Annotated in this window: 25 protein-coding genes and 1 pseudogene; 9 read left to right on the forward strand and 17 right to left on the reverse strand. The window is 72.7% G+C overall.

Translation table 11 applies throughout. The features are described 5' to 3' along the window. Positions 1–250: 250 nt before the first annotated feature. The 3 genes from trpA to trpC are packed head-to-tail and all read right to left on the reverse strand — an operon-like array spanning position 251 to position 3,132. Positions 251–1,054 (reverse strand): tryptophan synthase subunit alpha, encoded by an 804-nt coding sequence (trpA, locus tag ABZU25_RS29825; RefSeq protein ID WP_355032691.1) that lies wholly within the window; start codon positions 1,052–1,054, stop codon positions 251–253. A 1-nt stretch (position 1,055) separates the two neighbouring features. After that, positions 1,056–2,294 carry a tryptophan synthase subunit beta gene (gene trpB / locus ABZU25_RS29830; RefSeq protein ID WP_355032692.1) on the reverse strand — a complete coding sequence of 413 codons (1,239 nt, stop codon included), beginning with the start codon at positions 2,292–2,294 and terminating at the stop codon, positions 1,056–1,058. A gap of 34 nt (positions 2,295–2,328) precedes the next feature. Continuing rightward, positions 2,329–3,132 (reverse strand): indole-3-glycerol phosphate synthase TrpC, encoded by an 804-nt coding sequence (trpC, locus tag ABZU25_RS29835; protein ID WP_355032734.1) that lies wholly within the window; start codon positions 3,130–3,132, stop codon positions 2,329–2,331. Positions 3,133–3,619: 487 nt separating this feature from the next. Between trpC and ABZU25_RS29840 the strand changes: the two genes are divergently transcribed. Next, positions 3,620–3,889, forward strand: a complete 270-nt coding sequence (locus ABZU25_RS29840; protein ID WP_355032693.1) for a hypothetical protein — start codon at positions 3,620–3,622, stop codon at positions 3,887–3,889. Positions 3,890–3,907: 18 nt separating this feature from the next. Here the strand turns inward: ABZU25_RS29840 and ABZU25_RS29845 are convergent, their stop codons facing one another. The 4 genes and pseudogenes from ABZU25_RS29845 to ABZU25_RS29860 form a co-directional block, all read right to left on the reverse strand. Continuing rightward, positions 3,908–4,498 (reverse strand): Trp biosynthesis-associated membrane protein, encoded by a 591-nt coding sequence (locus ABZU25_RS29845; RefSeq protein WP_355032694.1) that lies wholly within the window; start codon positions 4,496–4,498, stop codon positions 3,908–3,910. A 114-nt stretch (positions 4,499–4,612) separates the two neighbouring features. Then, complete coding sequence (locus ABZU25_RS29850) at positions 4,613–6,166, reverse strand: anthranilate synthase component I (RefSeq protein WP_355032695.1); 1,554 nt, start codon at positions 6,164–6,166, stop codon at positions 4,613–4,615. 58 nt (positions 6,167–6,224) lie between these two features. Continuing rightward, positions 6,225–6,656 carry a phosphoribosyl-AMP cyclohydrolase gene (gene hisI / locus ABZU25_RS29855; RefSeq protein ID WP_355032735.1) on the reverse strand — a complete coding sequence of 144 codons (432 nt, stop codon included), beginning with the start codon at positions 6,654–6,656 and terminating at the stop codon, positions 6,225–6,227. 180 nt (positions 6,657–6,836) lie between these two features. Continuing rightward, a pseudogene (locus tag ABZU25_RS29860) lies at positions 6,837–7,673 on the reverse strand (hypothetical protein); the annotation flags it as partial. Between the two features lie 45 nt (positions 7,674–7,718). Here ABZU25_RS29860 and ABZU25_RS29865 point away from each other — a divergent pair. The 3 genes from ABZU25_RS29865 (at position 7,719) to ABZU25_RS29875 (ending at position 9,885) form a co-directional block, all read left to right on the forward strand. Beyond that, positions 7,719–8,474, forward strand: a complete 756-nt coding sequence (locus ABZU25_RS29865) for an ABC transporter ATP-binding protein (protein ID WP_355032696.1) — start codon at positions 7,719–7,721, stop codon at positions 8,472–8,474. Next, complete coding sequence (locus ABZU25_RS29870; RefSeq protein WP_355032697.1) at positions 8,471–9,226, forward strand: ABC transporter permease; 756 nt, start codon at positions 8,471–8,473, stop codon at positions 9,224–9,226. The genes ABZU25_RS29865 and ABZU25_RS29870 overlap by 4 nt, the downstream gene beginning before the upstream one ends. 62 nt (positions 9,227–9,288) lie before the next feature. Then, positions 9,289–9,885, forward strand: a complete 597-nt coding sequence (locus tag ABZU25_RS29875; RefSeq protein WP_355032698.1) for a TetR family transcriptional regulator — start codon at positions 9,289–9,291, stop codon at positions 9,883–9,885. Positions 9,886–9,956: 71 nt separating this feature from the next. Here ABZU25_RS29875 and ABZU25_RS29880 read toward each other — a convergent pair whose 3' ends face one another. From ABZU25_RS29880 to ABZU25_RS29890, 3 genes are all read right to left on the reverse strand, one after another. Next, the gene (locus ABZU25_RS29880; RefSeq protein WP_355032699.1) at positions 9,957–10,706 is read right to left on the reverse strand and encodes a DUF2470 domain-containing protein; all 750 of its coding nucleotides are present in this window, start codon (positions 10,704–10,706) and stop codon (positions 9,957–9,959) included. Between the two features lie 74 nt (positions 10,707–10,780). Then, complete coding sequence (locus ABZU25_RS29885; protein ID WP_355032736.1) at positions 10,781–12,547, reverse strand: ABC transporter ATP-binding protein; 1,767 nt, start codon at positions 12,545–12,547, stop codon at positions 10,781–10,783. Positions 12,548–12,674: 127 nt separating this feature from the next. Beyond that, positions 12,675–14,558, reverse strand: a complete 1,884-nt coding sequence (locus ABZU25_RS29890) for an ABC transporter ATP-binding protein (RefSeq protein ID WP_355032700.1) — start codon at positions 14,556–14,558, stop codon at positions 12,675–12,677. 173 nt (positions 14,559–14,731) lie between these two features. Between ABZU25_RS29890 and ABZU25_RS29895 the strand changes: the two genes are divergently transcribed. The 3 genes from ABZU25_RS29895 to ABZU25_RS29905 all read left to right on the forward strand — a co-directional run bounded on the left by ABZU25_RS29895 (position 14,732) and on the right by ABZU25_RS29905 (position 18,401). Then, positions 14,732–15,361, forward strand: coding sequence for a TIGR03085 family metal-binding protein (locus ABZU25_RS29895; protein ID WP_355032701.1), 630 nt, complete (start codon positions 14,732–14,734; stop codon positions 15,359–15,361). Positions 15,362–15,560: 199 nt separating this feature from the next. After that, a complete protein-coding gene (locus ABZU25_RS29900; protein ID WP_355032702.1) occupies positions 15,561–16,436 on the forward strand; it encodes a terpene synthase in 876 nt (291 codons plus the stop codon). A 138-nt stretch (positions 16,437–16,574) separates the two neighbouring features. After that, complete coding sequence (locus ABZU25_RS29905) at positions 16,575–18,401, forward strand: long-chain fatty acid--CoA ligase (RefSeq protein WP_355032703.1); 1,827 nt, start codon at positions 16,575–16,577, stop codon at positions 18,399–18,401. Positions 18,402–18,464: 63 nt separating this feature from the next. Here the strand turns inward: ABZU25_RS29905 and ABZU25_RS29910 are convergent, their stop codons facing one another. Beyond that, entirely contained in the window at positions 18,465–19,922 is a 1,458-nt protein-coding gene (locus tag ABZU25_RS29910) for a PLP-dependent aminotransferase family protein (protein WP_355032704.1), read from the reverse strand. A 59-nt stretch (positions 19,923–19,981) separates the two neighbouring features. On the opposite strand from ABZU25_RS29910, the gene ABZU25_RS29915 reads away from it, so the two are divergent. Beyond that, positions 19,982–20,653, forward strand: coding sequence for a hypothetical protein (locus tag ABZU25_RS29915; protein ID WP_355032705.1), 672 nt, complete (start codon positions 19,982–19,984; stop codon positions 20,651–20,653). Positions 20,654–20,755: 102 nt separating this feature from the next. Next, a complete protein-coding gene (locus ABZU25_RS29920) occupies positions 20,756–21,217 on the forward strand; it encodes a hypothetical protein (RefSeq protein WP_355032706.1) in 462 nt (153 codons plus the stop codon). A 5-nt stretch (positions 21,218–21,222) separates the two neighbouring features. On the opposite strand, the gene hisF is transcribed toward ABZU25_RS29920, so the two are convergent. The 6 genes from hisF to priA all read right to left on the reverse strand — a co-directional run bounded on the left by hisF (position 21,223) and on the right by priA (position 25,200). Next, a complete protein-coding gene (gene hisF / locus ABZU25_RS29925) occupies positions 21,223–21,999 on the reverse strand; it encodes an imidazole glycerol phosphate synthase subunit HisF (RefSeq protein ID WP_355032707.1) in 777 nt (258 codons plus the stop codon). Positions 22,000–22,075: 76 nt separating this feature from the next. Next, complete coding sequence (locus tag ABZU25_RS29930) at positions 22,076–23,074, reverse strand: NADP-dependent oxidoreductase (protein WP_355032708.1); 999 nt, start codon at positions 23,072–23,074, stop codon at positions 22,076–22,078. A gap of 46 nt (positions 23,075–23,120) precedes the next feature. Next, positions 23,121–23,552, reverse strand: coding sequence for an organic hydroperoxide resistance protein (locus ABZU25_RS29935; RefSeq protein ID WP_355032709.1), 432 nt, complete (start codon positions 23,550–23,552; stop codon positions 23,121–23,123). Positions 23,553–23,557: 5 nt separating this feature from the next. Continuing rightward, positions 23,558–24,004 carry a MarR family transcriptional regulator gene (locus ABZU25_RS29940; RefSeq protein WP_355032710.1) on the reverse strand — a complete coding sequence of 149 codons (447 nt, stop codon included), beginning with the start codon at positions 24,002–24,004 and terminating at the stop codon, positions 23,558–23,560. A gap of 84 nt (positions 24,005–24,088) precedes the next feature. Next, the gene (locus ABZU25_RS29945; protein WP_355032711.1) at positions 24,089–24,478 is read right to left on the reverse strand and encodes a RidA family protein; all 390 of its coding nucleotides are present in this window, start codon (positions 24,476–24,478) and stop codon (positions 24,089–24,091) included. Next, positions 24,475–25,200 carry a bifunctional 1-(5-phosphoribosyl)-5-((5-phosphoribosylamino)methylideneamino)imidazole-4-carboxamide isomerase/phosphoribosylanthranilate isomerase PriA gene (gene priA, locus ABZU25_RS29950; RefSeq protein ID WP_355032712.1) on the reverse strand — a complete coding sequence of 242 codons (726 nt, stop codon included), beginning with the start codon at positions 25,198–25,200 and terminating at the stop codon, positions 24,475–24,477. Before priA ends, ABZU25_RS29945 begins: the two co-directional genes overlap by 4 nt. Between the last annotated feature and the right edge of the window lie 4 nt (positions 25,201–25,204).

Consider the following 25,204-nt stretch of genomic DNA (forward strand, 5'->3'; position numbering starts at 1 on the left):
CAACGCCAAGATCCGCCTGATCACCCGGGTGGCCTTCGGCTTTCACTCACCCGACGCCCTCATCGCCCTGGCCATGCTCAACCTCGGCGGCCACCGACCCCAACTCCCCGGAAGATGATCACCGGCGACCCACACATCCAACACAAGACCCATAAAAATGACTCAGAGGTATACCGCTCACCAGGCACACATGCCCGAGAGCTGCACGGCCAGCAGCCGTCCCAGCGTGAGTGCGAGGACCGGCCCAGGCTCAGCGGGCGGGGTTGCGGACGCCCTCGGCCAGCTCGGCGCTGAGGGCACGCAGGGCAGCCAGCCCCTCCGCCTCGGTGGGCGCGTCGAGGAGGCACCGGATCAGCGCACTGCCGACGATCACCCCGTCGGCGTAACCGGCGACGGTGCCGGCCTGCGCGCCGGTGCCCACGCCGAGACCGACACCCACGGGGAGGTCGGTGACCTCCCGGACCCGGGAGACCAGGGTCGGTGCGGCGTCGGAGGTACGCGCCCGGGCTCCGGTCACCCCCATGACCGCTGTCGCGTAGACGAAGCCGCGGCAGTGCTGCACGGTCATCGCCAGCCGCGCGTCGGTGGACGACGGGGAGACCAGGAACGTGCGGTCCAGTCCGTGGGCGTCCGAGGCGGCCAGCCACTCGGCCGCCTCCTCGGGAATCAGGTCGGGGGTGATCAGACCGGTGCCACCGGCAGCGGCGAGGTCACGGGCGAACACGTCCACGCCGTACCGCTCGACCGGGTTCCAGTAGGTCATGGTGACCACCGGAGCGCCGGTGGCCGCCACCGCCTCGATGATGCGCAGGGTGTCCCTGGTGCGTACGCCGCCGGCCAGCGCGATGTCGCTGGCCTTCTGGATCACCGGCCCGTCCATCACCGGGTCGGAGTAGGGGATCTCCACCTCGATGACGTCGACGCCGGCCTCGACCATGGCGGTCATCGCGGCGATGCTGCCGTCGACGGTCGGGAACCCAGCCGGCATGCAGCCGATCAACAGGGCCCGCCCGTCGGCGCGGGCCTTGTCGAAGGCCACCCCGATCCGGCTCATCTCACCGCTCCTTGTCGAGGATGCCGAAGTAGTCGCCGGCGGTGTGCACGTCCTTGTCGCCCCGCCCGGAGAGGTTGACCACGATGGTGGGCTCCCGACCCAACTCGGCGGCGAGCTTCGGGGCCAGCGCGACGGTGCCGGCGAGCGCGTGGGCGCTCTCGATCGCCGGGATGATCCCCTCGGTGCGGCAGAGCAGCTCGAACGCGGCCATCGCCTCGTCGTCGGTGACCGGGAGGTAACTCGCCCGGCCGGTGTCGTGCAGCCAGGCGTGCTCGGGCCCGACGCCCGGGTAGTCCAGGCCGGCGGAGATCGAGTGCGACTCCAGCGTCTGCCCGTCGGCGTCCTGCAGCACGTAGGTGCGGGTGCCGTGCAGGACACCGGCCGACCCACCGGTGATGCTCGCCGCGTGCCGGCCGGTGGCCACCCCATCGCCGCCGGCTTCGAAGCCGTACAGCCGCACGTCCTCGTCACCGACGAACGCGTGGAAGATGCCCAGCGCGTTGGAGCCGCCGCCGACGCACGCAGTGACCGCGTCCGGCAGTGCGCCGGTGAGGTCGAGGCACTGCTGACGGGCCTCGTCACCGATGCCCCGGACGAAGTCGCGGACCATCGCCGGGAACGGGTGCGGACCGGCGGCGGTGCCGATCAGGTAGTGCGTCTCGTCGACGTTGGCCACCCAGTCGCGCATCGCCTCGTTCATCGCGTCCTTGAGGGTGCGCGAGCCGTTGGTGACCGGAACGACGGTGGCGCCGAGCATCCGCATCCGGGCCACGTTGAGCGCCTGCCGCTCGGTGTCGACCTCGCCCATGTAGACCACGCACTCCAGGTCGAACAGGGCGGCGGCGGTCGCGGTGGCCACGCCGTGCTGGCCGGCGCCGGTCTCAGCGATCACCCGGGTCTTGCCCATCCGCTTGGTGAGCAGCGCCTGGCCGAGCACGTTGCGCACCTTGTGGGCGCCGGTGTGGTTGAGGTCCTCGCGCTTGAGCAGCACCCGCGCACCGAGCTTCGCCGAGAACCGCCGGGCCTCGTAGAGCAGCGACGGCGTACCCGCGTAGTCCCGCAGCAGCGCGCCGAACTCAGCCTGGAAGGACTCGTCGGTCATCGCCGTGCGCCACGCCCCGTCGAGTTCGTCGAGCGCGGCCACCAGGGCCTCGGGGACGAACCGACCGCCGAAGCGGCCGAAGTGGCCGGCGGAGTCGGGCTGCGGGCCGGCCACCGGGGCCAGCGCGTCGGCGCTCATCGGAAATCCTCTCGGTGGGGCGTCCGGTGCGAGGTCAGCGCACCGGCCGGGGCGTTGCCGGGTGGTTACCCGCGTTGACCAGCTCGGCGACCGCCTCGCGAGGGCTCTTCTGGGTGACCAGGCCCTCGCCCACGAGGACCGCGTCAGCACCCGCGGAGGCGTACCGGATCAGGTCGTGCGGACCACGAACGCCGGATTCGGCGATCTTGACGACGCTGCTGGGCAGGCCGGGTGCGATCCGCTCGAACACCGACCGGTCGACCTCCAGGGTACGCAGGTCACGGGCGTTGACCCCGATCACCTGAGCGCCCGCCTCCAGCGCGCGGTCGGCCTCTTCCTCGTCGTGCACCTCGACCAGCGCGGTCATGCCCAGCGACTCGATCCGCTCCAGCAGACCCATCAGCACGTTCTGCTCAAGTGCGGCGACGATCAGCAGCACCAGGTCGGCGCCGTGCGCGCGCGCCTCGTGCACCTGGTAGCTGGAGACCACGAAGTCCTTGCGCAGCACCGGCACGCTGACCGCGGCACGGACGGCCGCCAGGTCGTCAAGTGAGCCGCCGAACCAGCGCCCCTCGGTCAGCACACTGATCGCCCGCGCCCCACCGGCCGCGTAGTCGACCGCCAGGTCGGCCGGATCAGCGATCTCGGCCAGCCGCCCCTTGGACGGCGACGAGCGCTTCACCTCGGCGATCACGGCCACGCCGGGCTTACGCAGCGCCGCGTACGCGTCCAGCGGCGGCGGCGCCGCCGCCGCCAGTTCACGGATCCGCTCCAGCGGAACCTGCTCCTGGCGTCGGGCGACGTCTTCACGCACGCCAGCCAGAATCTCGTCGAGCACGCTTACGGACGCTGCCTGACCGGCCTCGTCCCCCTCCGCGTGCGCATGCTCAGCAGTCACCAACGGACTCCCCTCTCCGGGCGTCATGGGCCGATGCTATGGGCAGCCGACCGACGCCGTATGCCGGGGGTATGGCGCTGCTCACGAAAAGGGCTGCGGCATAATGGCCGACTTGCCGTGAACGGTATGTCACGCAGCGCCACCTCCCGTATCGACAATCGTCACGCGGTATGGAGTATGGCGACCGCGCTCGGAGCGTGCCGTTGCATCGATCATGCCACCAGTTCCGGACCGGCGCCCGACGACAACGGCGCCTGTCGATGTTGTGAGCAAGCTCAAGGCCGAACGGACGGTCCCTGGTCACGGCCGAGGCGGGACAGTTGACCGGGCGGTCACGACGTCGAAACGTCAGCCGGCCAGCATCGTCCTCGGGCAGACTCGATAGCGCGCCTGCCCCGACCGTCGCAACTCCTCGTGCGAGGTGACCATGAGCATGTCCGAGCCGCAGCACACCATCGGCCTGACGACCATCTCGCGGACGGTGGCGTCGCTCGCCGTCGGGGTGGTGCACACCGTTGAGCGGGCCGTCGTGGGCGAGGGACGGATGCGCACGGCGCGTGGCAACGCCTGGGAGGCGGTCTGCGCCGACCGGGCCCGCGCCGACCAGCGCGCCGAACTGAACCGCCTGGTGGAAGAGCTGACCGCCGCCCGCGCCGCCGCTCACCGACCGCAGCGGGACCGTCAGCCAGTCGGCTGACACCCACCGGCCGTCGCGTCAGTCGGCCGTCGGGTCCTCACCCCGATCCAGCGCGTTCCACGCCTCGGTGGTCCGCCGCCCGGCCATCGGCGCGGGCGGCTCCGGTGCCCCGGTCGGCGTAGGCGCGGCCTGCGGGGCGGTGCGGGCCGGCCGTTCGTACCGGGCGCCCATCGCGGGCCAGCCGCCACCGCGCACCGCCGTCCAGAAACCGCCAGCGGCGGCCAGCAGGCCGCCGAGCAGGCAGAGCACCGGCCACTGCCGGTTCACCGAGCCGTCGACGTCGACGACCAGCCCGTACCCACCGCCGACCGCCACGGCCAGAGCGAGCACGCCGAGCAGCGCGCCGAGCACCTGCCGCAGCCGGCCCCGGGTAGCCAGCACCGCGCCACCGCCGGCCAACGTCACCAGGGCCAACGCCGGCAGCCAGGGCAGCAGCCCGGCACCGCTGCGGGTGTCGCGTACCGGCGGCAGCGGCGCCGGGCGCACGGTCAGCTCGACCGACCAGGTCCGCGTCGCGGCCCACAGGGCCAGGGCCGCGCCGACCAGGCAGAGGAGTACGGCGTACGCCAACTCGCGCCGGCCCACGGCGGACCGCTCGCCGCCCCTCACCGGGCTGCTCTTTCGTTCGCGACTGCGGGGCTCCGCTGCGCTGCACTCCTCGCGCTCACCGGGCTGCTCTTTCGTTCGCGACTGCGGGGCTCCGCTGCGCTGCGCTCCTCGCGCTCACCGGGCTGGCCGCAACGTCTCGGCGGCGGCGATCGCCGCCAGCACGGCGGCGGCCTTGTTCCGCGTCTCCTGGTCCTCGGCGGCCGGGTCCGAGTCGGCCACCACCCCGGCTCCGGCCTGCACGTAGGCGCGGCCGTCGCGGATGAGCGCGGTCCGGATGGCGATCGCCATGTCCAGGTCGCCCCCGAAGCCGAAGTAGCCCACAGTGCCGCCGTAGAGGCCGCGGCGGACCGGCTCCAACTCCTCGATGATCTCCATGGCCCGCACCTTCGGCGCGCCGGAGAGGGTCCCGGCCGGGAAGGTCGCGGCGAGCGCGTCGAACGCGCTCTGGTCGTCACGCAACGTGCCGGTGACGGTGGAGACGATGTGCATGACGTGGCTGTACCGCTCGATGGTGGCGAACTCGGGCACCTCCACGCTGCCGGGCTGACACACCCGACCCAGGTCGTTGCGGCCAAGGTCGACAAGCATCACGTGCTCGGCCCGTTCCTTCGGGTCGGCGAGCAGCTCCGCGGCGAGCACGGCATCGGCGGCGGGGGTGCCGCCGCGCGGCCGGGTGCCGGCGATCGGGTGCAGCAACGCGCGTTGCCGCCCGCCCGCGCCGCCGGTGACCTTCAGGTGCGCCTCCGGAGAGGAGCCGACGATGTCGAACCCGTCGAAGCGCAGCAGGTACATGTACGGGCTGGGGTTGCTGGTGCGCAGCACCCGGTAGACGTCCAGCGGGTCGGCGTGCGTCGACCGCTCGAAGCGCTGGGAGAGCACGATCTGGAAGCACTCACCGGCCCGGATCGCCTCCTTGGCGGCCTCCACCGCCTTCGGGTAGCCGCCGTCGGGCGTACGGCAGAGCACCTCCCCCGCCGGCGGACGCTCGACGGTGGAGATCATCGGTGGGATGGGCCGGGACAGCGCAGTGGTCATCGCGTCCAGCCGGCCCACCGCGTGGTGGTACGCGGCGGCGACCTGCGGGGCGCGGTCCGGGGCGTCCAGCGGCGGCAGCACCGCGTTGGCGACCAGGATCGCCGAGCCGTCGTAGTGGTCGAGCACCACCAGGTCGGTGGCGAGCATCATGCCCAACTCCGGCACGCCGAGGTCGTCGTCGGTCAGCTCGGGCAGCCGCTCGAAGCGGCGGACCAGGTCGTAGCCGAGGTAGCCGACCATGCCCCCGGTCAGCGGCGGCAGACCGTCGGACGGGTCCCCGACCGGGCCGGCGAGCGCCGCCACCGTCTCCCGCAGCACCCGCACCGGGTCACCCTCGGTGGGCAACCCCGCCGGCGGCTGGCCGAGCCAGGTCGCCACGCCGTCCCGCTCGACGAGGGTGGCGCTGCTGCGTACGCCGATGAACGAGTATCGCGACCAGGCCAGGCCGGCCGAGCCGACCCCCTGCTCGGCCGATTCCAGCAGGAACGTGCCGGGCCCACCGGCCAGCTTCCGGTAGACCCCGACCGGCGTCTCCGCGTCGGCCAGGAGCCGCCGGGTCACCGGCACCACCCGCCAGTCGGCAGCCAGCGCGGTGAAGGTGCCCAGGTCGGGGCTGACGGTGCCGTCGGTCATGGCTGGGTCTGCCTTTCGTTCGCGGCTGCGGGGCTGCGCCGGGCCGCGCCGCGCGCGCTCACAGTGCCTCCGGGGCGGTGACGGGCAACTCGGTGTAGAAGCAGGTCCGGTGCCCGGTGTGGCAGGCGGCACCGACCTGGTCCACGCTGATCAGCAGCGCGTCTCCGTCGCAGTCCAGCGCGACCGAGCGGACGTACTGGTGGTGCCCGGAGGTGGCCCCCTTGACCCAGTATTCGCGTCGGCTGCGCGACCAGTAGGTGGCCCGGCCGGTGGTGAGGGTGCGGTGCAGCGCCTCGTCGTCCATCCAGGCGACCATCAGCACCTCGCCGGAGTCGTGCGCGCGGACCACCGCGGCGACCAGCCCGTCGGCGGTGCGGCGCAACCGGGCCGCGATGGCCGCGTCGAGTCGGGACGGGCGAGCCGACCCGGATGCCACCGGGCCGCTCGGATCGCTGGGGACGCCGATCGCCGGCGAGTCAGGTACGGACACAGTGTCCAAGTGTCCCGCACGTGGCGCGGGCACCGGCGACCGCTCCCGGCGGGGCTGCGGCGCGGGCCCGTCGGGCCGGGCCAGCTGGGCCACGTAACGATCCAGCCGGCCGTCGACCAGGGCGGCGGCCAGGTCCGCGCCGGCCGCCTCGGCGATCTCCTCGGCGTACGGCCGGATCAACGGCAGGGTGCCGGCGACCAGCCGTACGGCGGCGGCCCACAGTTGGCCGGTGGCGCCCGGGCGCAGCCCGAGGCAGAGCAGCATGTCCGCCCGGTAGCCCGGTGGGGCCACCGGCAGGTCCAGGGCCGCCGCGAAGGCCGCCCGGCGGGAGTGGACCCGTACCGACGGGTTGGCCGGGCGCAGCACCGAGGGGCAGAGTCGGGCCAGGTCGGCGACGGCGAGCCGGATCCCGAGGCGGTCGTGGGCGGACCGGGCGGCCGCTGCCTTACCGAGCGTGGCGATCAGCTCCTCGAGTCGGGGTTGCTCGGCGGGCTGGCAGAGCACCGGCAGGTCGATTCGGGGCCGCCAGTGCGGGTCGGCCCAGAGCAGCCGGGCCGGCGCGGTGACCGGCAGCCCGAACGCCCAGTCGGCCGGTTCGCCGAGCCGGTGCACCCAGGAGCGGACATCGCGGGCGGCGACCGAGACGTGGGTGACCCGGCCTGCGGATTCGGCCAGGTACGCCTGCCGCGCGGCGTACGGCGCGCCGCCGACCAGCACGTCGAGGTCGACGTCGCTGTGTGCGGTGGCGGCCCGGCGGGCATGGCTGCCGCGCAGCAGGATGCCGACGACCGGCCGCTCGGCGCCCTGCCGCAACCGCGCGGCCCAGTCCTCAAGAAAACCGCTGTCCGGTAACGGAGCGTGACCCACCGCGCCATCGTGCCGTACGCCCGATCGGCGCGCAATGCCCGTTGGCGGACTTGGTGTCCGGTCCGGAGCCGACTGCCCGTTCTCACGCTCTGCGCGACGGCGGGCAGTCGGACACGGGTCCCGGCCGTTGCGCCCGGGTCGGTATTTCATCTAGCGTTGAGTTCAACAGATGATGAGTTTCTTTGGAGGTGCACGATGGACGACGCGATAGCCGTCCGCGACCTGGTCGTCGACCGGGGCGGGCGGCGGGTGCTGGACCACATCAGTTGCGGGGTCCCACGCGGCGCCGTCACGGGGCTGCTCGGCCCCAGCGGCAGCGGCAAGACCACGTTCATGCGCGCCGTGGTCGGGGTGCAGGTGGTCAGCGGCGGGACGGTCACCGTGCTTGGTCAGCCGGCGGGCAGCCCCGCGCTGCGGCACCAGGTGGGCTACCTCACCCAGGCGCCGAGCGTCTACGCCGACCTGACCGTGCGGGAGAACGCCCGCTACTTCGCGGCCCTCTACGGGCGCGGGCGGGTCGAGGCCGACCGGGCGATAAGCGATGTCGGGCTGGCCGAGGCCGCCGGCCAACTGGTCGCCACCCTCTCCGGCGGTCAACGCAGCCGGGCCTCGCTGGCCTGCGCTCTGGTCGGGGAGCCGGAGCTGGTCATTCTCGACGAGCCGACCGTCGGTCAGGATCCGGTGCTCCGGGCCGACCTGTGGGCCCGGTTCCACGCGATGGCCGCGGCGGGCACCACCCTGCTGGTGTCCAGTCACGTGATGGACGAGGCGGCCCGCTGCGACCGGTTGCTGCTGATCCGCCAGGGGCGGTTGATCGCCGACGACAGCCCGGCTGCCGTCCGCGCCGCCGCCGGTGTGGACGACCTCGACGAGGCGTTCCTGCGCCTGATCCGGGCCGGCGAGGCCGGTCCGACCAGCACTTCCACGACAGCCGGACAGGAGCAGCGATGAACCCCCGGATCCTGGCGGCCACCACCGGCCGCATCCTGCGTCAGCTCCGGCACGATCGACGGACCATCGCCCTGCTCGTGGTGGTGCCGGCCGTCCTACTCACCCTTGTCTACTTCATGTACGCCGACCAGCCGACCCCACCCGGACAGCCGACGACGTTCGACCGGGTCGCGCTGGTGATGCTGGGCATCTTCCCCTTCGTGATCATGTTCCTGGTGACCAGCATCGCGATGCTCCGCGAACGCACCTCCGGCACCCTGGAACGTCTGCTCACCACGCCGCTGGGCAAGCTCGACCTGCTCTTCGGGTACGGCATCGCGTTCGGGTTGGCCGCCGCCGTGCAGGCAGCGGTCGCCGCCGCCGTGGCGTACTGGGTCTTCGATCTGGACACCGCCGGCAGCATCGGGCTGGTGATCGGGATCGCGGTCGTCGACGCCGTGCTCGGCGTCGCCCTCGGGCTGCTGTGCAGCGCCTTCGCCCGCACCGAGTTCCAGGCAGTACAGTTCCTGCCGGTCGTGGTGGTCCCCCAACTGCTGCTCTGCGGGCTGTTCGTGGCCCGCGACGAGATGGCCGGTTGGCTCCAGGCGCTCAGTGACGCCTTCCCCCTGTCGTACGCCATCGAGGCGTTGCAGGAGGTCGGCGCCCACGCCGAGCCGACCGGCACAATGTGGCGGGACGTGGCGGTGGTGCTCGGCGCGGTGGTGCTGGCGCTGGTGCTCGCGGCGGCCACCCTGCGCCGACGCAGCGGGTGAGGCTGCGGCAGCCGTGGGCAGACCGGCCCACGGCTGCCCAGGTGGACGAACGAAGGGCGGCGATGACGCGGCGGACCGGCCGGCGACCCGGCAACCCGGACACCCGGGAGGCGATCCTCGACGCGGCGCGCACGGCGTTCGCCGAGCGTGGCTACGACGCCGCCTCGATCCGCGCCATCGCCAGCACGGCGGGCGTCGACCCGGCGCTGGTGCACCACTATTTCGGCAGCAAGGACCAGCTCTTCCTCAGCGCGATGAACTTCCCGGTCGACCCTGGCCAGCTGGTGCCGAAGGTGCTCGCCGGCGACCAGGACGCCGTCGGTGAGCGCCTGGTGCGCACCTTCCTCGGCATCTGGGACTCCCCGGCCGGCGGCGCCGCGCAGGCGCTGCTGCGCTCCGCGGTGAGCAACGAGTGGACCGCTCGCCTGCTGCGCGAGTTCATCACCACCCAGGTCCTGCGGCGGGTGCTCGAACAGCTCGACGTCGATCCGGCCCAACTGCCGCTACGCGGTTCCCTGGTGGCCAGCCAGATGATCGGTCTGGCCATGATGCGGCACGTGGTGCGCCTGGAACCGGTCGCCTCGGCGGACCCGGAGACCCTGGTCGCCGCGATCGGCCCGACGATCCAGCGCTACCTCACCGGGCCGCTGTCGGCCTGACGCGGCACCGGGGCCAGCGTGACACCGGGGCCAGCGTGACACCGGGGCCAGCGTGACACCGGGGGGCGCGGTCAGCGCGGTGGGCGGGTGCCGGCGGGGAGGCGCAGCGGCGGCAGCAGTCGCGGCAGGTCGGCCGGGTCGGCCACCGGGCCGGGGAACGCCAACCGGATCCGACGTCGGGCGCCGGGGTGGCCGAGGGCTACCACCAGCCCGTAGCGGTCGATGCGCACCACCCGGGGCGGCCCGTCGAGGGTCTGCTCGGTCAGGCCGAGCTGCCGGCGCAGGTACTCGGTCACCTGGGCACCGTGGCGCTCGGCGAGGTCGGCGAGCAGCCGCGCCTCGACCGGGTGCACCGGGTCCGGCTCTGCCTCGGCGTACTCCCCCGGGTCGATCCGGTACACGGCGCCGGCGCGCTCCCAACGGACCTCGACCACCTCGAAGCGGAACAACCGGAACCGGGTGCCCAGGTCGAGCAGGTCGCCGGTCGGCTCCACCGCGGCGAAGTCGAGCGCCGCGCGGCGGGCCTCGTCGCCGTGCAGCTCGCCTGCCCAGCCGGAGACCCAGGCCCGGCCCAGACCGGGCGCACCGGCGGCGGGTGGCAGGTCGAGCACGTCGAGCACCACCGCGACGTCGCTGACCCCGGCGACCGGTTGCAGCGCGGCGGCCAGGTGGCTGGCCACCGGCACCAGCAGCAGCACCCGCCCGTCCGGGTCGGTCACGTGCCGGGCGTGGTGCGGGCCCGGCCGGTGCGCGAGATGGACGAGACCGGGCAGGCGGCCGGCGACAAGGGTACGAACGATCTCGGCGGGATTGGGCCGCATGGCGCGACCTCCTTAAGAGGTTAGGCTTACCTAACTCGGAGCCTAGAGCACCCGCCCGTCGTCGTCCACCACACTCACCGGGTCTGCTCCAGCCAGGAGGCGTAGAGCAGGCCATAGACCGAGTCGGCATCGCGGACCAACTCGTCGTGCGGGCCGCGCTGCACCACCCGACCCCGGTCCACCACGATCACCTCGTCGGCGGCCTGCGCCGTGGAGAGCCGGTGCGCGATCGCGAGGGTGGTCCGCCCTCTGGTGACCGCGTCCAGGGCGCGTTGCAGGCGCACCTCGGTCGCCGGGTCCACCGCGCTTGTCGCCTCGTCCAGCACCAACAGGTCCGGGTCGGCCACGTACGCGCGGGCCAGGGCGACCAGCTGCCGCTCACCGACGCTGAGCGCCTCGCCGCGCTCGCCGACCGGAGTGTCCAGACCCGCCGGCAGACCCTCCAGCCAGTCCGACAGGCCCAGCTCGGTGAAGGCCACGCTCAGCTCCGCGTCGGTCAGCTCCGGCCGGGCGAACCGGACGTTGTTCCCCACCGTCGCGTCGAAGAGGAAGCCGTCCTGCGGCACCATCACCACCCGGGAGCGCAGCGAGTCGAACCGCACCTCCGCCAGCGGCACCCCGGACAGCAGCACCGCCCCGGCCGACGGGTCCATCAGACGGGTCAGCAACTTGGCGAAGGTGGTCTTGCCGCTGCCCGTCTCGCCGACCACCGCCACCCGGCTCTTCGCCGGAATCTCCAGGTCGATGTCGTGCAGCACCGGCGGGCCACCCGGATAGGCGAACCGCACACCGGCGAACCGGATGTCCAGCGGCCCGGCCGGCAGCTTGCGCCCCTGCTCCCCCGGGTCGGCCACGTCGGGGGCGACGTCCAGCACATCCAGCACCCGACGCCAGCCGGCGATCGCGTTCTGCGCCTCGTTGAGCACCTCGGTGGCGATCTGCACCGGCTGGATGAAGAGCGTCACCAGGAACAGGAACGCTGTCAACTGGCCGATCGACAGCGTGCCGTCCACCCCCAGCGTCACCCCGAGCACCACCACACCCGCCAACGCGAGCCCAGCGGCCAACTCGCCGACCGAGCTGCCCACGATGCTGATCCGGATCGCCCGCTGCTGCGCCAGCCGCTGCCCGTCGATAGCCTCGTCCAACCGCCGCTCGGTACGCCCCGCGATCCCGTACGCCCGGATCACCGGCGCGCCCACCACGCTCTCGCCGATCGTGCCGAGCAGCGTGCCGGTGCGCTGACGCACCGTCGCGTACGCCGAACCCAGGCGCTGCTGCAACTGCCGGATCACGAACACCGCCGGCAGGAACGCGGCCAACACCACAAGCGTCAACTGCCAGGAGTACGCGAGCATGACGGCGGTGGTGACCACCAGCTGACCGAGGTTGACCAACAGGATCACCCCGCCCCACTGGAGGAACTGGGTGATCTGGTCGACGTCGCTGGTGACCCGGGAGACCAGCGAGCCGCGCCGCTCCGACTGCTGGTGCAACATCGACAGGTCGTGCACGTGCCGGAACGCCCGCGTCCGTACGTTGGCCAACGCCGTCTCACTGACAGTGAACAGTCGGCGCATCATCAGGTAGCCGCAGACCGTCGTGATCGCCAGGATCGCCGTGGTGATCGCCACCACCGTCCACACCACGTCGAGGTTCAGACCACCGACGAGGCCGCGGTCGATGCCCTGCTGAACGGCGACCGGCACGGCCACCCGGCCCACCATGTAGACAAGCGCCAGGGCCAGGGTGCCGGCCAGGCCGGTCCGCAGCTCCGGGGAGAGCGCCAGCCCCCGGCGCAGGGTCTGCCAGGTCGTCTCCTCCCGCTTGGCGCCGTCCATCGTCGTCGTCACCGGATCCCGCCTCTCGTTCGCGACCGCGGGGCTCCGCCTCGCCGCACTCCTCCCGCTCACCGGGCCGGCCTTTCGTTCGCGACCGCGGGGCTCCGCTTCGCTGCACTCCTCGCGCTCACCGGTCCACCTCGATCTCCAGGCCCGAGGGCAGCGGCGCGACCTCGTCGCCGTACACGCTCTCCTGCGCCCGGTCGACCTCCGCCTGCTCGTACGCGGTGACCAGGTCGACGTAGCCGGGCACGGTGGCCAGCAACTCGCTGTGCGTGCCCCGGGCGAGCACCCGTCCCTGCTCCACGTAGATGACCTCGTCGGCGAGCGCGATGGTGGCCCGGCGGTACGCCACCACCAGGATCGACGCGACCGGCACCCCCGGCTCGGCCGTCGACGACCGCAGCCCGGCCAGGATGGCCGCCTCGACCCTCGGGTCGACAGCGCTGGTCGCGTCGTCGAGCACCAGCAGGCGCGGCCGGCCGGCCAGCGCGCGGGCCAGGGTGAGCCGCTGCCGCTGCCCGCCGGAGAGCGAGGTGCCCCGCTCGCCGACCATGGTGTCCAGACCATCGGGCAACGCGGCGACGAACCCGTCCGCCTCGGCCAGCCGCAGCGCCGCCCAGACTGCCTCGTCGTCGATGCCCGGCCGGTCGAGGGCGATGTTCGCGCGGACCGTGTCGTCGAAGACGAACGGCACCTGGGCGACCAACGCCACAGTGCCGGCCAGCGAGGCGGCGGTCAGCTCGCGCACGTCCACCCCGTCCAGGCTGACGGTGCCGGAGTCCGGGTCGACGAGGCGCACCGCCAGCGAGGCGATCGTGGACTTGCCGGCGCCGGTGGGCCCGACCAGGGCCACCGTTCGCCCGGCCGGCACCGTGAAGCCGACCTCGCCGAGGACCTGCGCGCCGAGCAGGTGCGCCTCGGCCGGCGGGTAGGAGAAGTGCACGTCGCGGAAGGTGAGGGTGGCCGGGCCGGCGCTGGCCGGGCCGAGCACGCGCTGCCCGTACGGCATCTCGCCGGTGGCGTCGAGCACCCGGCGGACCCGGTCCCAGCCGGCGACGCTGCGCGGCAGCTCGGCCAGCACCCAACCGATGGCCCGCACCGGGAAGGCCAGCACTGTGAAGAGGAAGGCCACGCTGACCAGTTCGGTCACGCTGATCGCGCCCTGGCGCAGCCGGAACGCCCCGACCACCAGCACGGCGAGGGTGCCGAGGCTGGGCAGGGTCTCCAACAGCGGGTCGAAGATGCCGCGCAGCCGACCGACGGCGATCAGCGAGTCGCGCAGCTCGCCGGCGCGGTCCGCGAAGCGGGCGGTCTCCTGGGCCTCGCGGCCCATGGTCTTGACCACCAGGGCGCCGTCGAAGCTCTCGTGGGCGATGCCGCTGACCTCGGCGCGCAGGCGCTGCGCCCGGGCCTGCCGGGGTGCCATCCGGCGGGAGTAGACGACGTTGAGCGCGAACAGCGCGGGGAAGACCGCGAGGCCGACGAGGGCCAGCGCCCAGTCGGTGGCGAAGAGCGACACGATCGCGCCGACCAGCATCACCAGCGTGCCGACGGCGAAGGGCAGCGGTGCGATCGGGTACCAGGCCGCCTCCACGTCGGAGTTGGCGTTGGACAGCAGGGTGCCTGTCGAGTTGCGGTGGTGCCAGGACAGCGGCAGCTCCAGGTAGCGACGGGTGACCCGGCGACGGTAGGAGGCCTGGAGGCGGTACTGCATGTAGCCCGCGCCGAGCCGCCGGCCGAAGATGCCCGCCACCCGCAGCACGCTGATCCCGAACAACGCGGCCGCCGCCAGCGCCAGGGTCCCGGCGGCCACCTCGCCGCGTTCGATGGCCGGCAGCGCCACCTCACCGATGACCGTCCCGACGACCCGTGCGCTGACGATGATCATCCCGCCGAAGAGCACGCTGCCGACGACCGCGACCGTGAAGATCCGGGGCTGCTCGCGGATCGCCTGCCGCAGGACCCCCAGCCCTCGGCTGAGCACGTCCCGACTTGTCTTGCTCGCCACGCTTTCCCCCGCCGTAAGCCGCAATTATCTCCCTCATCCTTACCGGTCCGGGCCCGCGCTGCCGACCCGGAGCGGATATGTCGACCATCACGTACCGGATGCCGACGAGCGGCGGGCGCCGAGCTGGCGACCGGTGTCGCGCGCCAGCGAGCGGCCGGGCCTACGATCGGCCCATGCCGCGGTACGCCCGAGCCGAGCGCGAGGCGCTGGCCGATCTCCTGCTGGCCCTCGGGCCGGACGCCCCGACGATCAACGAGGGGTGGGCGACCCGTGACCTCGCCGCGCACCTGGTGCTGCGGGAGCGCCGCCCGGACGCGGCCGGTGGGATCATGCTGCCGCCGCTGCGCGGCTACGCCGAACGGGTCCGTCGCCGACTCGCCGCGCGGCCCTACCCGGAGCTGGTGGCGCAGGTACGACGGCCGCCGCTGTGGAGCCCGGTCAGCAACCCCCTGACCGACGAGTTGGCCAACACGATGGAGTTCTTCATTCATCACGAGGACGTGCGGCGGGCCGGCTCCGGGTGGCAACGGCGCGACCTGCCCGCCGGCCTGCAGAGCGCCCTGTGGAAGCGTGCCGCGCCACTGGCTCGGCTGGCCCTGCGTCGTTTTCCGGCGGACCTCTACGTGCAGGCACCCGGTCACGGCGAGATCTCCGTCGGTCGGGGCGGGGAACCGCTGCGGTTGGTCGGCGCCCCCGCCGAACTGGTCCTGTTCCTCTCCGGCCGGCAGCGGGTGGCGAGGGTCCAACTGGACGGCACGACAGAGGGCGCGCGTCGACTGCGCGCCGCCAACCTGGGCATGTGACTCCCTGAGCTTAAGCGGTCACAAGTCAAGTGTGGCGTTCCCCACACCCAGCGAAGCACACTGATGTCTCCTCCCGTACGCTTCACCGCGCCGCTCCGCGCCGGGCGGTACGAAGTGGGGGCGCACTGTGCGGAATTTCGCAATTTCGGCGCTGTGGGAGCCCCCTTTCCCTGCGGGGCACCATGGGGCCACGGAGCAGGTGGCGAGCGAGAGCGTCGAGTGGGCGCGCGCTTTCGGGCTTGTCGATTCCAGCCAGCGTGTGCACCGGCTGCAACGGGCCGACGCCGCCGGCCTGGCCGGTCGCGCCTGCCCGGAGGGCTCGCTGGACGGGCTGCGCCTGCTCACCGACCTGATCAGCTGGCTCTTCGTCATGGACGACGCCTGCGACGAGGACGGCCTGGGCGCCGACCCGGCTCGGCTGGGGCCGGCGATCAGCACCCTGATCGACGTGCTCGACCGATGCGGCGACCCGGACGTCGTACCGCCCGCCGTCGGGCCGCTCGGTGACGCGCTGCACGACCTGTGCCGCCGGACCCGGTTGCACGACCGCCCGGCCCTGCTGCTGCGGTTCGTCAGCCAGATGCGGGAGTACCTGCTGGCGTTGCTCTGGGAGGCGGCCAACCGGGAGCGTCGGCGGGTGCCCGAGGTGGCGGAGTACGTCCAACTGCGGCGACACATCGGCGGCGTACGCCCATGCCTCACGCTTACCGACCTGGCGGCGGCCCAGCCACTCGGGCCCACCCAGCGCGCCGATCCGGCGCTTGTCACACTGGATCTGCTGGCGGTGGACCTGGTCTGCTGGTGCAACGACCTCTTCTCCTACGGCAAGGAGAGCCAGGTGGACCCGGACGCGCACAACCTGGTGACGGTGCTCTCCCGCGACAGCGGCGCGGACGAGGCGGACGCGCTACGGGCCGCGGCGGACCAGTTCAACAAGGGGCTGGCCGCGTACCTCGATGTCGAGAAGGCGCTGCTGGCCAGTGGGGACGACGGCATGCGCTCCGCGCTGGCCGCACGGCGAAACTGGGTTCGTGCCACCTACGACTGGTCAGTCGTGGCCGCCCGGTACGCCTGATTCGACAGTACCGGTCGGTGGGGTGGGACGGCCGGACGATCATCAGGACTAGCCGACGCACCACGCCAGGCAATACTCTTCGGTAACCATCATGACGTGACGATCGTCACGCCACCACCCCCGAAGGCGGCTACAGCGATGGCTCTCGATGTACCGTACCGCTCCATCCCGGACATGTTCCTCAAGCGCGTGGCGGCCACCCCCGACCGGCACGCGTTCGCGTCTCCGAACGCCGACGACTCCGGGCCGGTCTGGCTGACCTGGGAGCAGGTCGGCCAGCGCGCCAAGGCGGTCGCCGCCGGCCTGCACGGCCTGGGTATCGGCCAGGAGGACCCGGTCGCGATCCTCGCCAACACCCGGCTGGACTGGGTGATCGTCGACCTCGGCATCATGTGTGCCGGTGGGGCGACCACCACCGTCTACCCGACCACCGAGCCGGCGGACGCCACGTACATCCTCGCCGACTCCGGGTCGAAGGTGCTGTTCGCGGAGAACCCGACCCAGGCGGCGAAGATCGTCGGCGCCGACCTGCCCGCGCTGACCCATGTGGTGCTCCTCGACGGCGCCGTCGACCCCGCCGCCGCGATCCCGCAACTGACGCTCGCCGAGTTGGAGGACCGGGGCGCCAGCGCGCTGGCCGCCGAACCGGAACTGATCGACATGCTCGTGGCCGGTATCGGCCCCGACCACCTGGCCACCCTGATCTACACCTCGGGCACCACCGGCCGACCCAAGGGCGTCGAGCTGCTGCACGGCGGTTGGTGCTGGGAGGCCGTGGCACAGGCGGAGGCCGGGCTGCTGCTCGACGACGACCTGCAGTACCTGTGGCTGCCGCTGTCCCACTCGTTCGGCAAGACGCTGCTCTGCGGCGCCACCCACGTGGGGCTGCCCACCTACGTCGACGGGCGGGTGGACAAGCTTGTCGACCTGCTCTCGGTGATCCGTCCGACGCTGATGTGCGGCGCCCCCCGCGTGTTCGAGAAGGTCTACAACCGGGCGGTGACCACCGCGCAGAGCGCGGGCGGCGCGAAGGCGAAGATCTTCGCCTGGGCCGTCCGGGTCGGCAAGCAGAAGGTGGCCCTGGAGCAGGCCGGCAAGCCGGTGCCGGGCGGGTTGACGCTGCGCTACGCGCTGGCCGAGAAGTTGGTGTTCAGCAAGCTACAGGCCCGCCTGGGCGGCCGGATGCGGGTGCTGGTCTCCGGCGCCGCCCCGCTCAGCCCGGAGATCGCCACCTTCTTCGCCGCGGCGAACCTGCCGATCTCGGAGGGCTACGGCCTGACCGAGACCAGCGCCGGCAACTTCGTCAACCCGCCGGGCGGGTTGCGGATCGGCACTGTGGGCCAGCCGTTGGGTGACCTGGAGTGCCGGATCGACGCCGACGGGGAGATCCTGCTGCGGGGCCGGCCGGTGATGCGCGGCTACCACAACCTGCCGGCGGAGACCGCCGCCGTGTTCACCGAGGACGGCTTCTTCCGTACCGGTGACATCGGCACTCTCGACGAGCAGGGCTACCTCCAGATCACCGACCGCAAGAAGGACCTGGTCAAGACCTCGGGCGGCAAGTACATCGCACCGTCGCACATCGAGGGGATGTTCAAGGCCATCTGCCCGTACACCTCGCAGGCGGTCGTCGTCGGCCAGGCTCGCAACTTCTGCACGATGCTTGTCACGCTGGACCCGGACGCGATCCGGGGCTGGGTCGCCGGCGGGCCGCTGGAGGGGCGCGGCTACACCGAGATCGTCGCCTCGCCGGAGGCCCAGACGATGGTCGATGAGTACGTCGCCCAGCTCAACGCCAAGCTCAACCGCTGGGAGCAGATCAAGAAGGTGGCCATCCTGCCCCGCGATCTCACCATCGAGGACGGCGAGATCACCCCGTCGTTGAAGATCAAGCGGCGTGGTGTGGAGAGCAACTTCGCGAGCGAGATCGACAAGATGTACGCCGGCAGCCTCGCCGAGCTGTGACGCGTCGCCGGTGGCCCCGCACCCACACCCGGCTGGGGGCCACCGGCCTGTCGTCGGTCGGGCTCAGGCGATGACGGACGGCTCCCGCCACCGCTGTCGGCCGCCCCGGTCCAGGTCGTAGCGGACCGCCGCGATCCGCCCGACGGCCTCCACCAGGTCCGCGGCGGGCAGGGTGAACGGCAGCCGCAGGAAGCGCTCCAGGGTGCCGTCCAGGCCGAACCGGGGGCCGGGCGCCAGTCGTACGCCGACCTCCTCGGCGGCCCGGGCCAGCGCGCTGGAGACCGGGCCGTCCAACTCGGCCCACAGCGTCACGCCACCGCGTGGGACGGTGACCCGCCAGTCCGGCAGCCGGTGCGCCAGCGCGCCGAGCAGGGCGTCGCGCTGGCCGGTCAACTGGACGCGGCGGTCGGCCACGACGGCGTCGGCGTCGGCGAGCAGGTGCACCGCGACCAGCTGGTCCAGCACCGGGCTGGCCATGTCCACCCCGACCCGGACGGCGGCCAGCCGCTGCACCTGCGGCGCGGAGGCGCGCACCCAGCCGATCCGCAGGCCACCCCAGTAGAGCTTGCTCATCCCGCCGATGCTGATCACCCGAGAGTGCCGGTCGTAGACGGCGACCGGGGGTGGCAGCTCGGTGCCGTCCAGCGCGAGGTCCACGAAGGACTCGTCGATGACCAGGTCGGTGCCGGCCGCGTGGGCGGCGGCCACCACACGCTCACGTAGTGCGGCGGGCATCAGGTGCCCCGTCGGGTTCTGGAACTCCGGGATCAGGTAGGCCAGCTTGGGCCGGGTCTGCCGCAGGCTGCCCAGCAGCAGGTCCGGATCCCAACCAGCGGCGTCGGCGGCCAGGCCGTGGGTGGCGATCCGGGCCCGCCGGCCGGCCAGCGCGGCGAGCGCGTTGGGATAGGTCGGCGACTCGACCAGGACGTTGCCGCCGGGGGACAGCGCGAGTCGCAACACCAGGTCCAGGGCGTGCTGGGTGCCGCTGGTGACCATGACCTGGTCGGCCGAGGTCGGCAGACCCCGAGCGGTGTACGCGCCGGCCACCGCCTCGCGCAGCTCGATGATGCCGGTCGGGTGATAGCCGGCCCCGCCCAGATATCGGGGCAGGTCCTCGGTGGCCGCCCGAGCGGCCGTCAGGAGTTGTGGCGGGGCGGCCAGCGCGGCGACGCCGAGGTCGAGCATGTCCCGGTCGTCGAGGGGGGTCCACAGGCCGGTGCTGGCCACCCGGTGGTTGCCGGGCAGCATCGTCCAACTGCCGGCGCCCCGGCGGCTGGCCAGGTGCCCGGTCTCCCGCAGCTGCCGGTACGCGGCGGTGACAGTGGTCCGGCTGATCCGCAGCGCCTCGGCCAGCTCCCGTTCGGCCGGGAGTCGGACGCCCAGCGGCAACCGGCCGTCGGCGAGCAGACCGCGCACCGCGCCGGCCAGAGCGGCGTAGTCGGGGCTGCGCCGACGACCCGGCAGGGCATGCCACTGACCGAGCAGACGGGCCAATTGGACGCCGCGCACCTGCCCGGTCATGGCCACTCCTCGGATATTGGCTTCTTCGTCAACGACAATTGGCACCTAGAGTGGCATGCATGGCACTGATTGGCAATCTACGGCAGCAGCCGGTCCGGCGACTGGTCCAGCTCTACCTCGGGCTCGCGCTCTACGGCGTCAGCATGGCCCTGATGGTCCGCTCCGATCTGGGCCTCGACCCCTGGGACGTGTTCCACCAGGGGCTGTCCAAGCTGACCGGGCTCTCCTTCGGCACCGTCACCATCGCCGTCGGCGCGCTGGTGCTGCTGCTCTGGATTCCGTTACGACAGCGGCCGGGCCTCGGCACGGTCAGCAACGTCGTGGTGGTCGGCCTCGTCGTGGATGCCACGCTGGCCCTCCTGCCGACCGGTGGCCCGCTCGGCGTGCGGATCGCGCTGCTGATCACCGGGATCGTCGCCAACGGTGCGGCCACCGCCCTCTATCTCGGCGCCCGACTGGGTCCCGGCCCCCGAGACGGGCTGATGACCGGCTTCGTGGCCCGCCGGCCGGGCTTGTCGACCCGGCTGGTGCGCACCGGCATCGAGGTCACCGTGCTTCTGCTCGGCGCGCTGCTCGGCGGCACCGTCGGGCTGGGCACCGTCGCGTACGCGCTGGCCATCGGTCCGTTGGCCCAGCTCTTCATTCCGATGTTCGCGGTGCCCGACGATGCCGCACCGGACGACGCCGCGCCCACGCCGGGCAGCGCCGCGCCGGTCGCCCCCGCCGGCTGAATCCTCACCGACCGTCCGCGAACCGGTACGTCGTGGTGGTGCGGCGTACCGGATGGGAGGGTGGGTGTTCCCTTCCGCGACGCGCGCCGTCATCATCTCTGCATGGGGGAGAACGGTTGGCGCTGGACGGACGCCTGGATCTTCGTGTCGCTGGTCATCGCGAGCGGAGCCGGCCGGCACCGTCGGTCGGCGACAAGTCGACGGCCGGAGGGCGTCCGCCTGACCGACGTGCTCTCCACCGCCGACCACCTCAACCACGCGATTCCGCAGCGGCACGAGGTGGAGGCCGCGGTCCAGCGGCTGGTCGGGGCCGGGCTGGTCAGCGTCGCCGACGGCTGGTTCCGGATCACCACCGAGGGTGAGCAGCTCTGGCGCACCCGCCCGCGCGCCGGAGTGGCGACCATGGTGGACACCGTGCAGGGCGTGCTGACCCGCCGACACGCGCCCGGCAGCGCCGACTGGAGCCTGGACGAGGCCGACCACGCGGCGGCCGTCCAGGAGTACGCGGTCCGCTCGATCCCCACGCCCCGCCGGTCACCGGAGGGGCACTCCGGCGGGCACTGACCGCCTCAGCGCACCGGGTGGCCGCTGTGCCGTAGCGCGTCCTTGACCTCGGCCACGGTCAGCTCGCCGAAGTGGAAGACACTGGCGGCGAGCACCGCGTCCGCGCCCGCGCCGATCGCGGGCGGAAAGTGAGCCACCTCGCCGGCACCCCCGCTGGCCACCACCGGCACCTCCACCACCGCCCGCACCGCGGCGATCAGTTCCAGGTCGAAGCCGGCCTTGGTGCCGTCGGCGTCCATCGAGTTGAGCAGGATCTCGCCCGCACCCAACTCGGCCCCCCGCTGCGCCCACCGCACCGCGTCGATCCCGGTGCCGCGCCGGCCGCCGTGCGTGGTGACCTCGAACCCGCTGGGTGTGCCGCCGCCCGGCGCCCGGCGCAGCCGGCGTACGTCCAGGGAGAGCACCAGCACCTGCCGGCCGAACCGGTCGGCTATCTCGGCGATCAACTCCGGCCGGGCGATGGCGGCGGTGTTCACGCCGACCTTGTCCGCGCCGGCGCGCAGCAGCGTGTCCACGTCGGCGACCTGGCGGACACCGCCACCGACGGTGAGCGGGATGAACACCGACTCGGCGGTGCGGCGCACCACGTCGAGCATGGTGCCCCGGTCGTTGGAGGACGCTGTCACGTCGAGGAAGGTCAGCTCGTCGGCCCCGGCCCGGTCGTACGCGGCGGCCAACTCCACCGGGTCACCGGCGTCGCGCAGGTCGACGAAGTTGACCCCCTTGACCACCCGTCCGGCGTCCACGTCGAGACAGGGGATCACCCGTACCGCCACCGTCATGCCGCGAGCCTATCGTCCGCACGCGCGGCGACGACCGACCGGTGAGGCCGGCCACCGCCGCGCATCGGATCGGGATTCACACCCGGACGAGCATCTTGCCCAGGTTGTCGCCGCGCAGCAGACCGAGGAACGCCGCCGGGGCGTTCTCGATGCCGTCCACGATCGTCTCGTCGTAGGACAGCGTGCCCTCGCGCAGCCAGCCCGCGACGTCGCGGACGAACGCGGCACGCAGGTGGTTGTGGTCGCCGACCAGGAAACCGCGCAGGGTGAGCCGCTTGCCGATGACCTGGGACAGGTTACGCGGCGCGGCCGGCGGCTCGGTGTCGTTGTACTGCGCGATCATGCCGCAGATGGCGGCCCGGCCGTGCGGCCTCATCGCCGAGATCGCCGCCTCCAGGTGATCGCCGCCGACATTGTCGAAGTAGACGTCGACGCCGTCCGGGGCGGCGCCGCGCAGCGAGTCACGGATCGACCCGTCGTGGTAGTCGAAGGCGGCGTCGAAGCCCAACCCCAGCAGCCGCTCGACCTTGGCCGGCGAGCCGGCGCTGCCGACCACCCGGCCGGCACCCTTGAGCTTGGCGATCTGGCCCACCAGACTGCCGACCGCGCCGGCCGCGGCGGAGACGAAGACCGTCTCGCCGGGCTTCATGGCGGCCACCTCGAGCAGCCCGGCGTACGCGGTCAGCCCGGTCATGCCCAGCACGCTGAGGTACGCGCTGACCGGTGCCAGGCTCGGGTCGACCGGCCGGGCGGCGGTGGCGTCGAGCAGCGCGTACTCCCGCCAGCCCAGCCCGTGCAGGACGGTGGCGCCGACGGGGACGTCCGGCGCCTCGCTGGCCACCACCTCGCCGATCGCGGCACCGTCGAGCGGCGCGTCGAGCGCGAACGGCGGCACGTACGACTTGACGTCGTTCATCCGCCCCCGCATGTACGGGTCGACGGACAGGTACTGGTTGCGGACCACGATCTGGCCCGGGCCGGGCGTCGGGACGTCGGTCTCGACGAGCCGGAAGGTGTCCTCGGTGGGCCAGCCCTGCGGACGGCTGGCCAGGTGGATCTCACGATTGCCGGTCACGGGGTGGTCGTCCTCTCGTCGGCGGTGGGGGCCTGGGTCCGCGGTGTCACGCGGCCGAGGTCTCGCGGACGGTCAGCGTGACGTCGATGTTGCCGCGGGTGGCGTTGGAGTACGGGCAGACCTGGTGGGCCTGCTCGACGAGCTGCTCGGCGGTCTCCCGGGAGACGGCGGGCAGGTCGACGACGAGCTGCACGGTGAGCCCGAAACCGCCGCTGCCGTTCGGGCCGATGCCCACCTCGGCGGCGACGACGGAGTCGCTCACGTCGGCCTTGGCCCGGCGGCCCACCAGCCGCAGCGCGCTGTGGAAGCAGGCCGCGTAGCCGGCGGCGAAGAGCTGCTCGGGATTGGCGGCCCCACCGGCGCCACCCATCTCCTTCGGCACGGCCAGGTCGAGCGCGAGGGTGCCGTCGGAGGTCTCGACGTGGCCGTCACGGCCATCGCCGCTGGCGGTCGCGGACGCGGTGTAGAGAACCTGCATGAGAGTCACTGCTCCTTCTGTCGGTGGATGGTCTCGGTGACCCGGGTGAGGGTGTCGCGCAGCGCGACCAGCTCGCCGAGGCCCAGCCCGGTGGCCTGCGCGATGCGCAGCGGGACGTCGCAGAGCTGCTCGCGCAGCGCCCGCCCCTGCTCGGTGAGGCCGACCTCGACCCGCCGCTCGTCGCGGGCCGACCGCCGCCGGGCCACCAGACCCGCCCCCTCCAGCCGCTTGAGCAGCGGGGAGAGCGTGCCGGAGTCCAGTCGCAGCTCGGCGCCCAGCTCGGACACCGTGGGGGCGTCGTCGGGGCGCTCCCAGAGCACCAGCAGCACCAGGTACTGCGGGTAGGTCAGCCCGACCTCGTCGAGGATCGGCCGGTAGACATCGGTCAGGGCGCGCGACGCGGCGTAGAGCGCGAAGCACACCTGCCGGCGCAGCACCAGGTCATCGGTCACCGCCGAACCATAGCCCACAATTGAATTGTGCACAACTTATCGGACCGGCAGGCGGCCAACACGGCGCTCCCCGCCGGGCCGACCTCAGCGATCGCCGAGGTACGCCTCCAACTCCACCTCGACCAGCTGCTCCGGGTCCAACAGACCGGCCACCACCACCAGCGTCGCCGCCGGCCGGACCGCGCCGAAGACCGCGTTGTGCGCCCGGCCCACCTCGTCGGCGTGCCGCCGGTCGGTCACGTACATCCTGGTCCGGACCACGTCACCCGGCTCCGCACCCACCTCGGCCAACGCGTCCAGCCCGATCCGCAGCGCCTGCGCGGTCTGCGCGGCGGCGTCACCGACGTGCAGCACCCGGCCGTCCACCGTCGCCGTGCAGCCGGCCGTGAAGGCCCGATCGCCGGCCCGGACCACCCGGGAGTAGCCGTAGAGCTGCTCCCACGGGCCACCCGACCCGAGCCGCGTGACAGTCACACCTCGGCCAGGGTCCGCAGCGCCTCGGCCACCGTGAAGGCACCCGCGTAGAGCGCCTTACCGGCGATCACGCCCTCCACCCCGATCGGCTCCAGGGTCGCCAACGCCCGCAGGTCGTCCAGCGTGGACACCCCACCGGAGGCGATCACCGGCCGGTCGGTGCGGGCACACACCTCGCGCAACAGGTCCAGGTTCGGACCGCGCATCGTGCCGTCCTTGGTGATGTCGGTGACCACGTACCGACTCGCGCCCGCCTTGTCGAGGCGCTCCAGCACCTCGTACAGGTCACCGCCGTCCCGCGTCCAGCCCCGCGCGGAGAGGGTGTGACCCCGCACGTCCAACCCGATGGCGACCCGGTCGCCGTACTCCCCCACCACCCGGTCACACCACACCGGGTCCTCCAGGGCAGCGGTGCCGATGTTCACCCGGGCCGCCCCGGTGCCCAGCGCCGCCCGCAGCGACTCGTCGTCCCGAATGCCGCCGGAAAGCTCCACCTTCACGTCCAACTGGCGCACCACCTCGGCGAGCAGGTGCGCGTTCGTGCCCCGACCGAAGGCCGCGTCCAGGTCGACCAGGTGGATCCACTCAGCGCCGTCCTGCTGCCAGGCCAGGGCGGAGTCCAACGGGTCACCGTAGATGCTCTCGCTTCCGACGGCGCCCTGCACGAGCCGGACGGCCCGGCCGTCTGCGACATCCACGGCGGGTAACAGGGTGAGGCTCAACGTC

The sequence above is a fragment of the Micromonospora sp. NPDC005215 genome (assembly GCF_040607915.1).
Classification (GTDB): Bacteria; Actinomycetota; Actinomycetes; order Mycobacteriales; family Micromonosporaceae; genus Micromonospora.

Coding starts and splice junctions, on each gene's coding strand:
- trpA (WP_355032691.1), bottom strand. CDS start 1,054: ATGAGCCGGATCGGGGTGGCCTTCGACAAGGCCCGCGCCGACGGGCGG.
- trpB (WP_355032692.1), bottom strand. CDS start 2,294: ATGAGCGCCGACGCGCTGGCCCCGGTGGCCGGCCCGCAGCCCGACTCC.
- ABZU25_RS29840 (WP_355032693.1), top strand. CDS start 3,620: ATGAGCATGTCCGAGCCGCAGCACACCATCGGCCTGACGACCATCTCG.
- ABZU25_RS29850 (WP_355032695.1), bottom strand. CDS start 6,166: ATGACCGACGGCACCGTCAGCCCCGACCTGGGCACCTTCACCGCGCTG.
- ABZU25_RS29865 (WP_355032696.1), top strand. CDS start 7,719: ATGGACGACGCGATAGCCGTCCGCGACCTGGTCGTCGACCGGGGCGGG.
- ABZU25_RS29870 (WP_355032697.1), top strand. CDS start 8,471: ATGAACCCCCGGATCCTGGCGGCCACCACCGGCCGCATCCTGCGTCAG.
- ABZU25_RS29875 (WP_355032698.1), top strand. CDS start 9,289: ATGACGCGGCGGACCGGCCGGCGACCCGGCAACCCGGACACCCGGGAG.
- ABZU25_RS29880 (WP_355032699.1), bottom strand. CDS start 10,706: ATGCGGCCCAATCCCGCCGAGATCGTTCGTACCCTTGTCGCCGGCCGC.
- ABZU25_RS29885 (WP_355032736.1), bottom strand. CDS start 12,547: ATGGACGGCGCCAAGCGGGAGGAGACGACCTGGCAGACCCTGCGCCGG.
- ABZU25_RS29895 (WP_355032701.1), top strand. CDS start 14,732: ATGCCGCGGTACGCCCGAGCCGAGCGCGAGGCGCTGGCCGATCTCCTG.
- ABZU25_RS29905 (WP_355032703.1), top strand. CDS start 16,575: ATGGCTCTCGATGTACCGTACCGCTCCATCCCGGACATGTTCCTCAAG.
- ABZU25_RS29910 (WP_355032704.1), bottom strand. CDS start 19,922: ATGACCGGGCAGGTGCGCGGCGTCCAATTGGCCCGTCTGCTCGGTCAG.
- ABZU25_RS29915 (WP_355032705.1), top strand. CDS start 19,982: ATGGCACTGATTGGCAATCTACGGCAGCAGCCGGTCCGGCGACTGGTC.
- ABZU25_RS29920 (WP_355032706.1), top strand. CDS start 20,756: ATGGGGGAGAACGGTTGGCGCTGGACGGACGCCTGGATCTTCGTGTCG.
- hisF (WP_355032707.1), bottom strand. CDS start 21,999: ATGACGGTGGCGGTACGGGTGATCCCCTGTCTCGACGTGGACGCCGGA.
- ABZU25_RS29935 (WP_355032709.1), bottom strand. CDS start 23,552: ATGCAGGTTCTCTACACCGCGTCCGCGACCGCCAGCGGCGATGGCCGT.